At 35.1% G+C, this 16,351-nt stretch carries 16 protein-coding genes; 9 read left to right on the plus strand and 7 right to left on the minus strand.

Going from position 1 to position 16,351, the window contains the following annotated elements; translation table 11 throughout:
* Positions 1 to 79 precede the first annotated feature (79 nt).
* A complete protein-coding gene (locus tag OLM54_RS08490; RefSeq protein ID WP_264538160.1) occupies positions 80 to 532 on the minus strand; it encodes a DoxX family protein in 453 nt (150 codons plus the stop codon).
* Positions 533 to 744: 212 nt separating this feature from the next.
* Between OLM54_RS08490 and OLM54_RS08495 the strand changes: the two genes are divergently transcribed.
* From OLM54_RS08495 to OLM54_RS08505, 3 genes are all read left to right on the plus strand, one after another.
* Positions 745 to 1,044: an ester cyclase gene (locus OLM54_RS08495; protein WP_264538161.1), complete on the plus strand. Its 300-nt coding sequence runs from the start codon at positions 745 to 747 to the stop codon at positions 1,042 to 1,044.
* A 100-nt stretch (positions 1,045 to 1,144) separates the two neighbouring features.
* Positions 1,145 to 1,879, plus strand: coding sequence for a helix-turn-helix domain-containing protein (locus OLM54_RS08500; protein WP_264538162.1), 735 nt, complete (start codon positions 1,145 to 1,147; stop codon positions 1,877 to 1,879).
* 65 nt (positions 1,880 to 1,944) lie between these two features.
* The gene (locus OLM54_RS08505) at positions 1,945 to 2,490 is read left to right on the plus strand and encodes a dihydrofolate reductase family protein (RefSeq protein WP_264538163.1); all 546 of its coding nucleotides are present in this window, start codon (positions 1,945 to 1,947) and stop codon (positions 2,488 to 2,490) included.
* A 114-nt stretch (positions 2,491 to 2,604) separates the two neighbouring features.
* Here OLM54_RS08505 and OLM54_RS08510 read toward each other — a convergent pair whose 3' ends face one another.
* Positions 2,605 to 3,381, minus strand: coding sequence for an SDR family oxidoreductase (locus tag OLM54_RS08510; RefSeq protein WP_264538164.1), 777 nt, complete (start codon positions 3,379 to 3,381; stop codon positions 2,605 to 2,607).
* Between the two features lie 236 nt (positions 3,382 to 3,617).
* Between OLM54_RS08510 and OLM54_RS08515 the strand changes: the two genes are divergently transcribed.
* Positions 3,618 to 3,890: a hypothetical protein gene (locus OLM54_RS08515; RefSeq protein WP_264538165.1), complete on the plus strand. Its 273-nt coding sequence runs from the start codon at positions 3,618 to 3,620 to the stop codon at positions 3,888 to 3,890.
* A gap of 81 nt (positions 3,891 to 3,971) precedes the next feature.
* Here the strand turns inward: OLM54_RS08515 and OLM54_RS08520 are convergent, their stop codons facing one another.
* Positions 3,972 to 4,163, minus strand: coding sequence for a cold-shock protein (locus OLM54_RS08520; protein ID WP_264538166.1), 192 nt, complete (start codon positions 4,161 to 4,163; stop codon positions 3,972 to 3,974).
* A 382-nt stretch (positions 4,164 to 4,545) separates the two neighbouring features.
* On the opposite strand from OLM54_RS08520, the gene OLM54_RS08525 reads away from it, so the two are divergent.
* Entirely contained in the window at positions 4,546 to 7,941 is a 3,396-nt protein-coding gene (locus OLM54_RS08525) for a SusC/RagA family TonB-linked outer membrane protein (RefSeq protein WP_264538167.1), read from the plus strand.
* 13 nt (positions 7,942 to 7,954) lie between these two features.
* Positions 7,955 to 9,958, plus strand: a complete 2,004-nt coding sequence (locus OLM54_RS08530) for a RagB/SusD family nutrient uptake outer membrane protein (RefSeq protein ID WP_264538168.1) — start codon at positions 7,955 to 7,957, stop codon at positions 9,956 to 9,958.
* Positions 9,959 to 10,034: 76 nt separating this feature from the next.
* Here OLM54_RS08530 and OLM54_RS08535 read toward each other — a convergent pair whose 3' ends face one another.
* The 4 genes from OLM54_RS08535 to OLM54_RS08550 form a co-directional block, all read right to left on the minus strand.
* On the minus strand, positions 10,035 to 11,819 hold the full coding sequence (locus OLM54_RS08535) for a T9SS type A sorting domain-containing protein (RefSeq protein ID WP_264538169.1): 1,785 nt from the start codon (positions 11,817 to 11,819) through the stop codon (positions 10,035 to 10,037).
* Positions 11,820 to 11,862: 43 nt separating this feature from the next.
* Positions 11,863 to 12,075, minus strand: a complete 213-nt coding sequence (locus OLM54_RS08540) for a hypothetical protein (protein WP_264538170.1) — start codon at positions 12,073 to 12,075, stop codon at positions 11,863 to 11,865.
* Between the two features lie 70 nt (positions 12,076 to 12,145).
* The gene (locus tag OLM54_RS08545) at positions 12,146 to 12,901 is read right to left on the minus strand and encodes a tail fiber domain-containing protein (RefSeq protein WP_264538171.1); all 756 of its coding nucleotides are present in this window, start codon (positions 12,899 to 12,901) and stop codon (positions 12,146 to 12,148) included.
* Positions 12,847 to 13,998 carry a hypothetical protein gene (locus OLM54_RS08550; protein WP_264538172.1) on the minus strand — a complete coding sequence of 384 codons (1,152 nt, stop codon included), beginning with the start codon at positions 13,996 to 13,998 and terminating at the stop codon, positions 12,847 to 12,849. The genes OLM54_RS08545 and OLM54_RS08550 overlap by 55 nt, the downstream gene beginning before the upstream one ends.
* A gap of 416 nt (positions 13,999 to 14,414) precedes the next feature.
* On the opposite strand from OLM54_RS08550, the gene OLM54_RS08555 reads away from it, so the two are divergent.
* The 3 genes from OLM54_RS08555 (at position 14,415) to OLM54_RS08565 (ending at position 16,234) form a co-directional block, all read left to right on the plus strand.
* Positions 14,415 to 15,233 (plus strand): alpha/beta fold hydrolase, encoded by an 819-nt coding sequence (locus tag OLM54_RS08555; protein WP_264538173.1) that lies wholly within the window; start codon positions 14,415 to 14,417, stop codon positions 15,231 to 15,233.
* 72 nt (positions 15,234 to 15,305) lie between these two features.
* Complete coding sequence (locus OLM54_RS08560; protein ID WP_264538174.1) at positions 15,306 to 15,596, plus strand: GNAT family N-acetyltransferase; 291 nt, start codon at positions 15,306 to 15,308, stop codon at positions 15,594 to 15,596.
* A gap of 17 nt (positions 15,597 to 15,613) precedes the next feature.
* Positions 15,614 to 16,234, plus strand: coding sequence for an alpha/beta hydrolase (locus OLM54_RS08565; RefSeq protein WP_264538175.1), 621 nt, complete (start codon positions 15,614 to 15,616; stop codon positions 16,232 to 16,234).
* Positions 16,235 to 16,351 lie beyond the last annotated feature (117 nt).

The raw sequence follows: 16,351 nt of genomic DNA on the forward strand, positions 1-16,351 counted from the left end.
TACAAATTTGATTTTTTTAAAAGAAATTTTAAAAGTAAAATAGCATTATATTTAAATCCCATTACTGAGCTAATGGGATTTAATCTGATTTTAAAAGTAAATAATCAATCGAAATAGCACCGCTGCCATTGATTATAACAAAAAGCAACAGAGCGAGAAGCATTACAAAATATTCTATTCCCTCGCCTTTTTTGGTGCCCGTCCAATTCATCACCCATCCGTCTGAAGTATGTTTGAGCATTGCTCCTGTGAAAATTATAAAGTTAAAGAATGCTCCAATTCTGCCAAAAAAACCAATTATCAGCATCACACTTCCAAATGACTGCCCAATTATAACCATCCAGGCAATTGCTTTTGGTATTTTTTTATCAGCAAATGAAGCGAGTGATTCATGAATTCCAACTCCACCGCCAAAATCATCAAACCAGCCCAAAAGTTTTTGCATTCCGTAAGGAAATATGATTATGCCCGCAACAACTCTAATTAGAGTGAAAGTATAATTATAATCTGTTTGTAGTAGATTGTAAAGCATTATTTTAAATTTAATGGTTGGTTTAATTGATTAAAATCTCTTATAAAAATTCGCCTTTTTCCAATTATCTGATTATACATCAACTTAGTTTAAAGATACTTAAACATAGCAATAAAATCAAAAACACTATCTTTTTATTTATTGTTCAAATAATAAATAAATCAAGGACGATGTGAATTCTCATATAAAAATTCTTATTTCAAATAATTTATATGAATGATACGGCACCACCAAATGCACCAAAAGATGCAAGTGTAATGATTGGTTTTGTAACGGGTTTTCATAAGGGTTTTTCTAATATCGCAGTGCGAATTGACGAAGTGCTGGCAGAAGGCAATAAAGTATCCCTGAGAAAAACAATAACGGCAACGCACACCGGAGAATTTATGGGAAAGACCGCTACGGGAAAAAAAGTAGAAATGAATGTAATTGAAATAGATATTCTTAAAGACGGTAAAATAACTGACCACTGGAGCAGAAACGATTTTATGCAGGTTGTACAAGGTTTGTAAATCGTTGATTAGGAATCACTTCTTAAAAAAAGTTAAAGCGAAAGTTTTAGCTTTTTTTTTATAGTTTTGTTATACTGCTATTTTGTGATGACTCTGATAAATGGAATATAAAGAAACAAAAACCTGTATTGAGCTTGCGCCGTATATTCATTCTTTTTGGGAGCTGAAAGGTGACAATAGCGACAATCAATGGGAACGAATTTTTCCTGACGGATGCGCCGGATTGATTATAAATTTGGGGGAATCGTGCAAAACTGATAATGGCAACGTTTCTATGGATTATGGAAAAACCTATGTTGTTGGCGCAATGACGTCGTTTAAAGATACTTTCATTGATGCTGAAACACATTTATTGGGCGTGTGCTTAAAACCTGCAACTTTTTCCAATTTTTATAAATATGCCCCACAAAATGAATTGACAAACAGCACAATCGAGTTTGATCGTCGACATTCATTTAACATCGAAAAAATCGTCAAAGATCCCTCCTATTACCTCAACAATTTTTTTTATGATAGATTTCGGAATAAAAACAGACCGCTTCAATCTGTTATAGAAGAAATTCATAACGCAAATGGCCAGCTCAGCATTTATGAGATTGCTAAAAGAAACTGCATTACAGTAAGACAATTAGAGCGAAATTTTAAAATGCACATAGGAATTACGCCTAAAGAGTATTCGAATATTGTTCGTTTTCAAAACGCGCTGTCTATAATTAAAAAATCTGCCAATGAGCAAAGTTTACTTGATATTGCTTTTGAATGTGGTTTTTATGATCATTCGCATCTTACGAATGAAATAAAAAGAAACACAGGACTTGCTCCTTCTCAACTTTAATTTTGTCGCATTTTTCCAAAGTATAATTACGAAACGGTTTCTAATTTTGCTAAAAAACACGTTATATGAAAAAAGTAATTTTAAATTTAGCAGTTAGCTTAGACGGATTTATCGAAGGACCAAATGGAGAAATCGATTGGTGCATCATGGACGACGATATGAACTTTGATGCTTTTATTGCAAGTATCGACACTATGTTTTATGGCAGGGTGAGTTATGATGCGTGGGGAAATTTTGAGCCTGATGAAAATACATCTCCGGCAGAAAAAACGATGTGGCAAGCGATACATTCTAAAAACAAATTTGTCTTTTCAAGCCAGGAAAGAGATGATAAAAAGGCAACATTCATCACTTCAAATATTGAAGAAAAAGTAGCTGAAATAAAACAACAAAAAGGTAAAGACATTTGGCTTTATGGCGGAGCAAAACTCATAAAAACATTCCTTGATTTAGGGCTTATTGACATTTATAAAATATCCGTTCATCCGATAGTTTTGGGAAGCGGAAAGCCGCTATTTGAAGATTTAAAAGAACGGATTGGCTTAGAACTTATTGATACGAGAGTTTTCAGATCGGGAGTTGTAGAACTAACTTACGAACCTAAACTATAAATCCTGCTTTAAAAAACTGCTGAAATAAAAGCCGGTAAATCTTTAAATTTACCGGCTTTTGAATAAATAACATTTTGTGTTTAAAATTACAAATGGTAATAAGTATAAATTGATTTAACCCGCCATTCGTTTTGCACCGGCTTTACTAAGTTGGTTAAAAATAAATCCGGGTGCAAGCCTGCTCAATATATAAAGCAAACGTGCTATTCCAAAAAACATTTCCAGTTTATCATTTTCGAGACGTTTTATTGCAGCATCTACAACCTTTTCCGGTTCCATTTGTCCGCTGTCACTAAAACCATCCAAACCAGCAAATTTATCACCAAGAGGTGTTTTTGATGCGGGTGCTAAAAGTTCGAATACCTTAATTTTAGTGTGTTTTAATTGTACACGCAACGCTCTGGTGTAGGCATGCAGTCCTGATTTGGATGCGCCGTAAATGGGTGAAATTGGAAAAGGAACTACAGCAAGTCCGGAGCTTACGTTTAATATAGCGGCTGATGGCTGTTTTTTAAGTAGTGGCAAAAACTGCTGCACCATGCGAATTGGTCCCATCAGGTTAATTTCTACTTCGCGTGTAATATCATGAAGATCAATAGCGGTGTCATGTAAACTGATGATACGCATCTCGCCTGCATTATTAATCAATAAATTCAATTTAGAAAAGCGGTTTGCTACCTCGTTATATAATTCCCTGATTGCATTCACATCGCTAACATCACTTTGAATGGTGTGAATTTCAGGATGTTTTATTTTAATGGCATCCAGCTTTGCCTGGTCTCTGCCTGTAATAATAACGGTATTACCCAAAGCAAGGAATTTTGTTGCAAATGCCAATCCGAAACCGCTTGTTCCGCCGGTTATCAATACGGTGTTATTTTTAAGGTTCATCTTTGTTATGTTTTTTATTTATACAAAGGTAAACGCGTGTTTATTTTATGATTTACTCGATTCAATCCATTATTTATCAAATTCAATCATAAAAAACACTGAGAATATTGAAAAGTTTGTTCTTAAACTACTGACAATTATATAATTTGAGTTTCCAATTCTATAAGTGAGAGTGGTATTTTCACTGTAATTTTAAAATTACAATAAATAATAAAAATCACTAAAAAAATAAACTTATGGAAAACTTAATTAATCAGGAAAATCTGGAGGACATCAGGGTATTGATCGAAAATAAAATTGCGGATATTCCGGGAGAATTGATACTCTTTGGAGCAATTGGCAGTTTACTTTTATCTTCTTATCTTAATAAAACGGGCAATAAAAAAACTGCCTCTATGATTGGACAATTGTCTTTACCTATTATTGGAATAGGCATTGCAAAATACAAAGATGTTTTAAAATCGCAGATAGAAAGTTTTCAGGAACCTGAAAATGAAGTTGCCCAATAATTTCATCTATCAAAAATTTAAGTACAAAAAAAGCACCTGCCACATGGACAGGTGCTTTTTTTGTATGTTTATTGCAGATTATTAAGCTACAACAACATTTACTGCGTTAGGACCTTTTTTTCCTTCTGCAATATCATAACGTACCTCATCATTCTCACGAATATTTTCTGATAGACCTGAAGCGTGAACAAAGATTTCACTTCCGCCATTCTTTGGTGTTATAAACCCAAAACCTTTTTCTTCATTAAAGAACTTTACTGTACCTTCTTGCATTTTTTTTTAATTATTTGTTGAGGGACAAATGTAGTTTAATTATTAACACAATCCTGAAAAAGAACAACTTATAGAAAAAAAGACAAATTACTCTATTTTTTTCTTTCTGAAATAACCAAAAAAATGTGAAATAAGTTGATAGTCAGGTTATTTACATATTCTTTATTTTTTTATGCTTTTTTCTTACAATAATAAATTTTTACCGCTAAAAAAAAACTATAAATTCATTCTCAAGACTTTTGAGCCCCCAAAATCGTATTTTATTACTCCTTATTAAACCCATTATTAATCATTTTTGCAAGGCAAATCATGAATCGATTTAACGAACGATAAAAGTGATTTTCACAAACTAACTATTAATAACCAAAAATGAAAACCAAAAATGACAAATTTAATTAGGATTGAAAACCGTCCTGATTGCAAATCTGGATTTGATTTAAAAAAGAAAATGATGATGCTCTGTGTATTATTTTCTCTGTCTCAGGTTCATGGCTACGCAATTAGTTCAAACAGTACTATATACTCAAAAAATGTACTGGAACAAAAAACCATTAATGGACAAGTTAATGATGAAAACGGCATGCCGCTGCCGGGAGTAACAATTTTAGAAAAAGGAACCAGAAATAGCGGTTTAACAGATTTTGACGGAAAATTTACTTTAAAAGTAGATAACGAAAACGCAGTATTAATTTTTACCTATTTGGGATATGTAACGAAAGAAGTTACTTTAAAAGGCGAGACTATCGTTAATGTAAAACTACTAAAGGCTACCACTTCATTAGAAGAAGTTGTTGTGGTAGGATATGGTAAAATGAAGAAAAAGGATTTAACGGGAGCAATCGTTCAGATAACACCGGACAGGCTCGCGAACCAAAATCCGCAGACCGTTCAGGATATATTGAGAGGTACTCCCGGTATAAACGTAGGTTACGACCCTTCTGCAAAAGGTGGAGGAAGAATGCAAATTCGTGGACAAAGTTCTGTTTATAATCCTAATAATGATGGTGTGCATAATTCACCGCTTATTATTTTAGACGGAATGCAATTTTATGGTGAGCTTTCAGAAATCAATCCTGATGATATCGGCTCGATCGATATTTTAAAAGATGCATCGGCAGCCTCTGTTTATGGAGCAAAAGCGGCTGCGGGGGTTATTATTATCTCAACCAAAAAAGGTAAGGCTGGTAAACCTGTCATTAGTTTTACGACCAACACAACAATTACCAATAAAAGTGCCTATCGTACTGTCTATTCTCCGGAAGGATACTTAAAATACCGTGAAGACTGGGAAACTGCTGCCACTTACGGCGGTAATGCAACAACCGGTGAATACGGACCATGGATGGTAGGAACAGTTGCTAATGGTAAACCGGGTTACTTCTCAAATCCTAATGATTTAAGTAAGTGGGGAATTACTCAGGACCAATGGTTAGCTTATCAGCCAGCTGCACAAACAACAGGAAAAAGTGCCAAAGAAGTATGGGGAAATCGTTTGGGTCTTAATTTCGATCCTTCGCTTATGGCTAATTTCCTTGCAGATAAAACACACGATTGGACTAATAGTTCTTTTAGAACAGGGATTAATCATGACAATAATCTGAGTGTTTCCGGAGCGGGCGACAAGGTAAATTATTATATGTCTTTGGGTTATTTAACTTCAGAAGGTGCTATTGTTGGAAATGATTATAAATCGGCTCGTGCCAATATGAAAGTAGACGCTAAAATCACGGATTGGCTTGATTTTGGTGTAAACGTTAATTTTCAGGATCGTACTGATGGTGATATCAAACCTTCTTTAGATACACGTTCCGGGAATAATAATATGATGAGAACGAGCCCGTTTGGAACTTTTATAGATGCAAATGGCAACTATGAGAGACAGCCGATGGGGAAAAATGTTTCTGGACAGAATTATAACTATTACTATGATCGCCAATTTATGGAGCTTGAGAAAGGATATACTACTTTAAATACCATTTTTAATACAAAGGTAACTTTGCCTTGGGGTATTACATATTCATTTAACGTTGCCCCCCGTTATCAATTTTTTCACCATCGTGAGTTCAAATCGTCACTAAATCCAAATTTTCCTGCTGCTACTAATGGAGCAATTAGAAATAATGAAACAAGATTTGATTATAACCTGAATAATACAATAACGTGGGATTATACACTTGCTGCAAAACACCATATTATATTAACTTTAGTTCAGGAAGCTGAAGAACGCCGTTTTTGGTCAGATGGAATGAATGCCTATAATATTCTGCCTACGGATGCTTTAGGATTTCACAATGTTTCTACTGCAACACTGGCAAATAGCGCGCTTAGATCAGAGGATACACATCAAACGGCAGATGGTTTGATGGCAAGACTTTTCTATTCGTTTGATAATCGTTATATGTTAACAGCGACTGTTCGTCGTGACGGATATTCGGCATTTGGAGCTTCAAATCCTTATGCTACTTTCCCTTCTATCGGGATTGCATGGAACTTTAAAAATGAAAACTGGATTAATTGGGATGCGTTGTCAACAGGTAAATTCCGTTTGTCCTGGGGTGAAAATGGAAACAGATCGCTTGATAATCCATATATTTCTTTGGCAAACTTAATAAATACCGGGACCATGGGATATTTAGATGCTTCAGGAAAACCTCTTGAACTGAAATATTTATCACTTGATCGTATGGCAAATCCACATTTGGAATGGGAAAAAACAAGATCAACAAATATTGGTCTTGACTTAGGTTTTTTACATGATCGTGTTACTGCTACTATAGATGCTTACCAAAAGGTTACGCATGATATGATTATGAATCAAACTCTACTTGGTTTCACTGGTTTTTCAACAATTGCAACCAATCTGGGAGAGGTTGAAAATAAAGGTTTTGAATTGAGTCTTAGCACTCTTAATATGAAAAAACCAAACTTTGAATGGCGTACTTCGCTTGGTTTTTCATATAATAAGAATACTATTAAGTCATTGTATGGCAATATGGTAGATATTAAGGATGGCAGTGGTAATGTCGTTGGAACTAAAGAGGGTGATGATTCAGCAAACGGATGGTTTATAGGCAGATCGATCACTCAAATTTGGGATTACAGAGTAACCGGAATCTGGCAAAAAGATGAGTGGCAGGAAGCTTTAAAATACGGACAGCGTCCCGGAGACCCAAAAGTGGCAAACAGTTATACCGGAGACGATGTTGATGCGGTAGATGCAAATGGTGTTGCGTATAAAAAAGCGGTTTATAATGAAAAAGACAAGCAATTTTTAGGAGATAAAACTCCTCCTGTACAATGGTCGCTTCGCAATGAATTTAAGATTTATAAAAATTGGGATTTGGCTGTAAGCATGTATTCTTATATGGGGCAAAAAGATCTTAATTCAAGCTATATGAATACTTTCAATGATAGCAGTTTGTATAAATTCAACTTCAATCCGTATGTAAATCCGTATTGGACAGTGGACAACCCTACCAACGATTGGGCACGTCTTGATGCTAAAGGACCTGCTGGAACTCCGGCTGCACCGGGAAAATTGTATGATCGCAGTTTTATTCGTCTGGATAACATTTCGCTTGCTTATTCTTTACCAAGAGATCTTTTGGATCGCGTACACATTAAAAATTTAAAAATTTATACTTCGGTTCAAAACGTAGCAACATGGTCTGCTTCTAAACAATGGAAATATTATGGAGATCCGGAAGGAGATGTTAATAATGGAAATGGAGGATTAGCCACACGAACGTTTAATTTAGGTTTTAATGTACAACTTTAAAAATTATTCAACCATGAAAAAAAGATACACAAAAAATACAATTTCAAGACTGGTGCCTTTTATACTATTGGCTACGCTGTCTGGTTCTTGTTCGAAAGATTTTCTCGATTCAGACCCGCTTTCGTTTTACGAACCGGGAGCTACATTTTCTACAGAAGCCGGATTGCAGGCAACTTTAGCACTGTGCGATAAGCAGCTGCGTAATAATTATATTCATTTTAATGCTGCGGGCGTTAGTGTGCCTATTGGTACAGAGTATCTTTTCTCTGATATGGCACAATACGGAAAAACAGATACGGCTGGTAATATAGCCGATTATGCTGCTACTGTTGTTCCTACCGGAACTTTTAACAGAGACGTATCTGAGTCGACTTATCTTGGTTTTTACTGGACAGAAGCCTATACAGGGATTAAAAATGCTAATACCATATTAACGTATATTGGTAATGTGACAACTTTATCTGAGGATGTTAAAAATAAATATATCGGGCAGGCTTATTTTCACAGAGCATATCGTTATCTTAATCTGGTTTATCAATTTGGAGATATACCGTTGATAACTAAAATTTTGGAAGTTCCAAAGCAGAGTTATTATTCTACTAAAAAGGAAGCCATCATAGAAATGATTACAGCAGATATGGAAAAAGCCGTACAATATGTACCAGAACAGTCAAAAATAGGATATGTAGGTATGGTTAGCAAAGGAGCTTGCCGTCAGTTACTTATAAAATGTTATTTGGCATCAGGCAGATTTGCAGAAGCGGAAGCACAAGCAAACATTCTTATCAATCAATCGGGTTATTCTTTGGTACAAAACACTTTAGGAATTTTTGATCCGGGAGGAAATCCTACGGCATGGCCTATTACCAGAAATGTGATTTGGGATTTGCACAGACCTGAAAACAAGGTGATTTCTGCAAATACAGAAGCTATATTAGTGGCACCAAACGGAGGAGCACAATCATTTTTATCGTTTACTTCAATGAGAATTTTTGGACCTAACTGGAATGATGCCAATTTAATTACTCCCGATGGAAAAACAGCAGCACCGCGTTTTCCTTTGACAGATAAAACCAATTACAATGCAAAATATGATTATCAAAGAGCATTAGGACGCGGTATTGGTACTATTAGCGGTTCTTATTATTCACAGCATCCTATGTGGGTTGTAAACGGCGTTGAGGATAAGGTAGATCTTAGACATAACAGCACAGTTGGAAACTGGGTAAATATGGAAGACCTTAAATATGCTCCCGGAGCAGGTGGTAGTGCAGTATGGGCCGGGCAAAATTTTAGAATGAAAGATGCGACCGGCAAACTGTTGGCACAAGATTCTATTCGTGATTGGTATGATTTTCCGCATTACAAAATCTTTTTACACGATGTTGTAGCCGAAGCTAATCCGGCGGCAAATGATTTTCAGGGTGCTACGGCAGGATCTAGTGCGCATTTGTACATATATCGTTTAGCCGAGACTTATCTATTGCGTGCAGAAGCCCGTTTTTATCAGGGAAATGCCGCAGGAGCAGCTCAGGATGTGAATGTTGTAAGAGCAAGAGCAAAAGCTTCACAAATGTATGGAACGGTAACTATTGGTGATATTTGCGCAGAAAGAGGAAGAGAACTTTATCTTGAAGAATGGAGAAATGTAGAGTTAAAACGTATTTCGCACTGTTTGGCGCTTAGCGGAAAACCGGACGAATGGGGTCATACTTACAGTGTTGCCACTTGGGATAAACAATCCGGAACAGATGCAGCCGGAGGAAGTTACTGGTACCAGCGTATTGTACATTATACCATTTACAACAAATATCCGGCAGGTATTTCTATCAAACCGGGTGTAAAGTTTTATACCATGGACAAGCGTAATAATTACTGGCCAATTCCGTATAGACTTGCTATAGAACCAAACATTAAAGGTCAGTTAAGTCAGAATTTTGGTTATGATGGTTATAATGCAGGAGTTAAAGTATGGGATAAATGGCAGGATGCCGTTGATGATGAAAGTAAAATTTAAATTATAAACATTTATAAAGAAACAAGAAACGAGTTAATATATTAACTCGTTTTTTGCTTTTTATAGAGATTAAAAATTATTTTAAGGAAGATGCTATTAAAATTTTCTGAGTAAATCTTTCGTTTTCAATAGTTAAAAATTCAGCAATATAAATTCCATAACTCAAGCTGTTGGTTGAAAAAGTGTATTTCAGATCGTTTCCAATAGCTTTTTTGTACAAAACAGTCTTACCGGACATATCATATAATTTAAATGATTTTATGTCTAAATTATCGGGATTTGAAACATTTAAATTGGCATTCACATTATCCTGACTGATACTGAACTCATTTTTAATTTCAGAAGGTACTCCCAGTGTTTGATTTGTAAATACTATTTTAAAGCGATCCGGATATACGCCCGAAGCAACTGTAACCTGATAAGTTCCGTTTTTGATATCATGATACGATTGATCCAAAGCATCAAATATATAAATAGGCTGCGATGAATCGAAGTTGATCACTTCCGGAACATAAAACTTAAATGTTGAAGCTGCAGTAGCTTTTACACGTAATGCAATCCTTTTTTGCTGATCAAAAGCGATTCCCTGAATTACATAATTATCATTGTTTAGTAAAAAAGTAACATCGTTAGGAAGATTTCCATTCATATCTAAAGCATCAATACCAATATCAACACCATCAGTTGCTTCAGGAAGAAATGCTAAAGCCAGCTGCCTTGTAAATTGATTATTGATAATAGTATTCAACTTAAAATAAGAGACATCTGTTACATTCAATGTGCTTTTATTTGTTTCTTTTATCTGTGGTGCATGTTTTTCAAACTGAGATAAACCAACGCCTTCCTTATAAATCATTCGATGCGAATTCTTGAAAGTGGCTGTTCCGTTTGTATTTCCATTAAGTATGAATCCCTGACCTATGGGTGCAAATTTACGCTGTATGGAAAGCCCTGATGATAATCCGGTGTTATTTAATGAGCCATCGCTTTTATAAGAACTAAATGCGGCGGCGGCATATAACCCGCTGGAATTTACAGTCATTGGAGAATACGCCCCATAACCTCCCCTATAATCCGTAAGTACGTGAGAATTTACGGTTTTATCCTGCTCCCAAAAATAGGCAATACCTCCGGCAGCACTATTATCCGGATCTAAAAGAAATGCATTTAAATGTAAAGCCGACGGATACGGATTACCGGTTAAAGTGGCATTATTAGCCCCTAAAGTTACAATGATAATACCGTCATTAGGTTTTCCTCTAAAATCATATCGCTGCGCACTTCCGGGATTATTTACAACAGTTCCTTCAGGATTTGTGGCATCTGTTCCGCTCGTTCCTTTCATTGTAAAACCTTCACCGGGCGCTATTGCAGTTGTTCCGCCAACAAATATCCATTGCGAATAATTGTTGGCATTTATCAATTTATAAATCCATCTTGATGCTATAGAAAGCGGATTAGAAACTCCGTTATTTGTACCTGTTGGCAATATTAAAGCAGGAGTAGAAACTGTTGAAGATACAGGCTGGCTTAACATTGTAATTCCAAAGTTTTCATTACCTGCTAAAACAGAAGCATTTCCCACCGGAGAACACCAATAATTATAATCAAAATTATCAGAAGTCCCCTCTTGATATACGGATAATGTACCCGCTCCTGAATTACCTGAAACACCTGTAGTTCCTTGAATTAATTGCGAATTGTTTCTTAAATACAAATTTGAATTTGCGCCTAAACTTATATTTTTATCCACATACAAAACATCACCTTTTACGTACATGTTCGTGTTGGGATTAAAATAAATTTGCGAAATACATTTTGTAGTAGCCAATACCAAAAAAAATAGTATAGTTTTTTTCATAGCTTTTACCTTTAATACGTAAACAAATGTTTATCTGTTACTTCTAATTTTTTATAATAACCTTATTATTTTTTCTTTTCCAAATAAAAAAAATACCCAGCAAAAAACCACTTACTATTAATTTTGAAATCTCACTGTTTATTGGTGAACCCGGCGGTGGCGGCAATCCAGGTGGCGGTGGTGCCGGTGGCGCACTAATGCTAAAAGAGGTATATAAAAATAAAATAGCCAGTAATTTTAAAGTTCTAATTTTCATATAGTATCTATTATTATTTAGATTTAAAGGAATATGACAATCTTAGACGGATTCTATCAATAGGCAGCAATTACTTAGAAGTAGAAATTAAACTGTTTAATTTTTTTTCTAATGCTTCAAGTTTCGTATTTAATTCTATTATTTTAGTTTCCTGAGCAGCAACGGTTTTTTGTAAAATTTCAGTCTTTTTATCGGATTCTGATAATTCCTGTATACTTTTTATAATAGGAGCAAATAAATCAGTGTATCTAATCGATAGAAACTTATCTTTCGATTTATCACTTGAAATAATAGCAGCATTTTTATAGTTTACCTTATCAAGCGTTTCTTTTAGTTCCTGAGCGATTAATCCCCACTCCTTTGTTTTTTCAGAATTCGTTTTTTTAATGTATTCTACAGGATGCAGCTGATTGATAAAATCCAGCCCTAAAGGAATTGTTGCAATATCTTCTTTATATCTTCTGTCAGAAGCTACAGTCATTGCCACGAAACCTTCAATGATGGTTACGTTATCATTACCAATTCTCACTTTATTAGATTGGTCAGCAATAGCGCCATTTCCCAAGGCAGTTGAGTTTGTAATATTTCCACTCGAAACATCTGCCTGATGACCAAGAGCTGTGTTATTACTTCCGCTTACATTATTGTATAAAGTAAAATTTCCAATGGCTACATTATTATTTCCTGTTGTATTAATCCTCGAGGCTTCCAGACCAATACCAATATTGCCAAAGCCCGAAGTATTATCTCTGCAGGTTTCCATACCAATGGCTATATTTTGATCTCCGCTGATATTCGAATATAATGAAGCAAAACCCAAAGCCACATTATGGTTTCCTGTTGTGTTATTATATAAAGTTTCCTTACCAAATCCGGTATTTGTATCTCCTGAAATATTATGAAAAAGAGAATTGATTCCATAAGCTGAATTGCCAGAACCCGCATCATTAGAAAATAATGCCAAATCTCCCCCGATGTATTTTCATTTCCTGCAGTATTATTGCGCAGCGAATTATTACCAAAAGCACTATTATTTGCTCCTGTAGTATTCATATGCAGTGATTCTCTGCCCAGTGCCGTATTTGCACTTCCTGTTGTAGAATTTCGTAGTGATTCTCTCCCAACTGCTGTATTAGAATCTCCTGTTGTATTAGCATATAAAGACTGGTATCCTACTGCTGTATTAGAATCTTCATTATTGTTTCTTAATGCCTGATATCCTACCGCCACATTTTCTCCGTGATCGATATTTAAATACATCGCCTCATAACCTATAGCAGTATTAGCAGATGATGTCGTATTTTCATGCATCGCATTCGATCCTATGGCAATATTTTCAATACCTGTCGTATTTTTATACAGCGCATTAGATCCTACAGCAACATTATGATAACCGGTAGTATTGGTAAAAAAGGCATTATCTCCTATACCTATATTAAAATTTTCAGTATTACTGTTTCCGGCCTGATACCCAAAAAAAGTATGTGTGGTACTTATCGTTCCGGCTTTTTGATTATTTACTCTAAAGTTTAAAGGAACATTATCAACAGTTCCTAAAAAATTTGTTCCGTCAATAGTTGCACTATTACCGTTTAATGACCAGGATAACCCTGAAGAGTCAAGTGCAACCCATTTAAGCTGTGAAAAACTCCAATGATAAAAACCCACAGGATTTACACCAAATGGTGATCCTGCACCCGTAGCTACATTTAAATAAACCAACATACTATTTTGGCTTGCCGTGGGATTGACCGCAGGAAATGTATCTATTCTGGGAATTAATAATCCATCTATATTTGCTGGAGTAGCAGCGTTAGAAGCTGTAATATCCAGAACGGCTTGTGGATTTACATTATTAATACCAATTTGAGAATAAACACTTCCAGATAAAGCAAAGAAAAATAAAAATAGAATTTTATTCATAATTAACTGTTTTTAGGATTAAAGTATAAGTTTTACCCAAATATAATTATATTCCTATAAAATTAATGTTAAAAGAAAAGAAATTATCAACATAAAGTATTGTAATTTAACATTTTAAGAATAATACGCACAAAAGCTCATTTTATTACAGCGTTTGTCGTTAAATCTCTCACAGCGATTTATTTCGTCATGAATCACTTCATGAATTTTCGATATATCGTAAATAAAAACAACCTCAAAAAACATTAAACATCTGATTTAAAATAAGTTATATTTTTGGTATCTTAGTTGGTTTATGTATGGCATTCAAATATTTTTTTTTTCTTAATCTAGGTTAACCAACAAACTTTTGAATCTGCTGTAAGTTTGTAAAAGAAATTTAACAACAAAATTTAATAATTTAAAACCACAAAAAAATGAGCACAATTAAAACACAAGACGGAACAGAGATTTATTACAAAGATTGGGGAAAAGGTCAGCCAATAGTTTTTCACCATGGATGGCCTTTATCCGGTGATGACTGGGATGCGCAAATGATGTTTTTTCTAAAACAAGGATACAGAGTAATTGCACATGATCGCCGCGGACACGGTCGTTCTGGTCAAAGTTCTGAGGGAAACAATATGGAAACGTATGCAGCAGATGTAGCTGAATTGACAGCTGCGCTTGATTTAAAAGATGCCATTCATATTGGTCACTCAACCGGAGGCGGTGAAGTAATTCGTTATGCAGCAAAATACGGAAAAGGACGTGTTGCAAAAGCAATAATCATTAGTGCCGTGACACCAATAATGATAAAAAATGAAGCAAATCCTGAAGGTGTGCCGTTATCTGTTTTTGATGAAATAAGACAAGGTACAGGATTTAACAGAGCACAGTATTTTTACGATTTTCCAATACCATTTTACGGATGGAACCGCGAAGGGAAAACAGTTCAGGAAGGTATAAAACACAATTGGTGGCGTCAGGGAATGATGGGTTCAGTTCTGGCTCATTATGAAGGAATAAAAGCGTTTTCTGAATCAGATTTTACAGAAGATTTGAAGAGTTTAGATATTCCGGTTCTTGTATTACACGGAGAAGATGATCAGATAGTACCTTATAATCAGGCTCCTAAAGCGGCGGCACTTTTGAAAAACGGAAAACTAATTTCTTATCCCGGATTTCCTCACGGTATGCCAACAACAGAAGCAGAAACAATCAATAACGATATTCTGGCTTTTATTAAATCATAAGCTATCTTTAAGAAACGAATATAGGTTCTCTTTTATCTGCTCAAAAACAATAATAAAATATAATTAAAATATATGGAAAGTATAAAACTGGAATTAGACGAGAAAAAACATGGCGCTTTTAATCTTTATGTGGATGATAAAAAACTAGGCGAAATGACGGTAAGCTTAAAAGACGATTTACTAACCGTTTACCATACTGGCGTTGAACCGGAAGCCGAAGGAAAAGGTTATGCCAAAAAACTGCTGGAAGAAATGACATCGTATGTACGCGCCAATAATTTAATGGTTTTACCACTTTGTCCATACGTACACGCACAATTTAAAAGGCATCCGGATGAATATCAGGATATCTGGAAAAAATAATTATAAAAATAAACGATATGAATGCAGAAATTATAACCAGCGGTGTGTCTCTAAATAATGCTAAAAAAGCTTTGATTATGATTCACGGACGCGGTGCTGGCGCTCATGATATTCTGTCGATTGCGAAACATCTTAAAGTTGATGATTTTGCATTGATTGCACCTCAGGCAGAAAACAGAACCTGGTATCCTTATTCATTTTTAGTGCCTGTTAATGAAAATGAACCTGCTTTTTCAAAATCATTAGAGGCTATTCATCAGGTTGTTGTTGCAGTGCAGCAAAACGGGATCGAAAAAGAGAATATCTATTTTCTTGGATTTTCGCAGGGAGCTTGTCTGGCTTTAGAATTTACGGCTAGAAATGCTGCAAAATATGGCGGCGTTGTTGCTTTTACCGGCGGACTTATCGGCGATAAAGTATATGAAAATCATTATGCAGGAAACTTCGAAAACACACCTGTTTTTATCGGAACAAGTGATCCTGATTTTCATGTTCCTGTTGAAAGAGTGAATGAAACAGAAGCGCTTCTTAAAAAAATGGGCGCAGCTGTAACTAAAAAAATCTACGAAAATATGGGACATACCATAAGTCAGGACGAAATAGATTTGGCTAACGAACTTGTTTTTACAAAAAAATAATGATTCAGATTACCAGAGGCTTAATCCACTTGGAGTATTATTTGGTTATTAATTGACAAATGAAAATAGACGGCTTTTTATTTCTTAATCTAGGTTAATCGATGCAGAAGCATAACA

The sequence above is a fragment of the Flavobacterium sp. N1736 genome, from assembly GCF_025947065.1.
Classification (GTDB): Bacteria; Bacteroidota; Bacteroidia; order Flavobacteriales; family Flavobacteriaceae; genus Flavobacterium.

What these genes read in the sequence shown, in the direction of transcription:
- OLM54_RS08490 (WP_264538160.1), bottom strand. Translation starts at nt 532, where the DNA reads ATGCTTTACAATCTACTACAAACAGATTATAATTATACTTTCACTCTA.
- OLM54_RS08495 (WP_264538161.1), top strand. Translation starts at nt 745, where the DNA reads ATGAATGATACGGCACCACCAAATGCACCAAAAGATGCAAGTGTAATG.
- OLM54_RS08500 (WP_264538162.1), top strand. Translation starts at nt 1,145, where the DNA reads ATGGAATATAAAGAAACAAAAACCTGTATTGAGCTTGCGCCGTATATT.
- OLM54_RS08505 (WP_264538163.1), top strand. Translation starts at nt 1,945, where the DNA reads ATGAAAAAAGTAATTTTAAATTTAGCAGTTAGCTTAGACGGATTTATC.
- OLM54_RS08510 (WP_264538164.1), bottom strand. Translation starts at nt 3,381, where the DNA reads ATGAACCTTAAAAATAACACCGTATTGATAACCGGCGGAACAAGCGGT.
- OLM54_RS08515 (WP_264538165.1), top strand. Translation starts at nt 3,618, where the DNA reads ATGGAAAACTTAATTAATCAGGAAAATCTGGAGGACATCAGGGTATTG.
- OLM54_RS08520 (WP_264538166.1), bottom strand. Translation starts at nt 4,163, where the DNA reads ATGCAAGAAGGTACAGTAAAGTTCTTTAATGAAGAAAAAGGTTTTGGG.
- OLM54_RS08525 (WP_264538167.1), top strand. Translation starts at nt 4,546, where the DNA reads ATGACAAATTTAATTAGGATTGAAAACCGTCCTGATTGCAAATCTGGA.
- OLM54_RS08530 (WP_264538168.1), top strand. Translation starts at nt 7,955, where the DNA reads ATGAAAAAAAGATACACAAAAAATACAATTTCAAGACTGGTGCCTTTT.
- OLM54_RS08535 (WP_264538169.1), bottom strand. Translation starts at nt 11,819, where the DNA reads ATGAAAAAAACTATACTATTTTTTTTGGTATTGGCTACTACAAAATGT.
- OLM54_RS08540 (WP_264538170.1), bottom strand. Translation starts at nt 12,075, where the DNA reads ATGAAAATTAGAACTTTAAAATTACTGGCTATTTTATTTTTATATACC.
- OLM54_RS08550 (WP_264538172.1), bottom strand. Translation starts at nt 13,998, where the DNA reads ATGAATAAAATTCTATTTTTATTTTTCTTTGCTTTATCTGGAAGTGTT.
- OLM54_RS08555 (WP_264538173.1), top strand. Translation starts at nt 14,415, where the DNA reads ATGAGCACAATTAAAACACAAGACGGAACAGAGATTTATTACAAAGAT.
- OLM54_RS08560 (WP_264538174.1), top strand. Translation starts at nt 15,306, where the DNA reads ATGGAAAGTATAAAACTGGAATTAGACGAGAAAAAACATGGCGCTTTT.
- OLM54_RS08565 (WP_264538175.1), top strand. Translation starts at nt 15,614, where the DNA reads ATGAATGCAGAAATTATAACCAGCGGTGTGTCTCTAAATAATGCTAAA.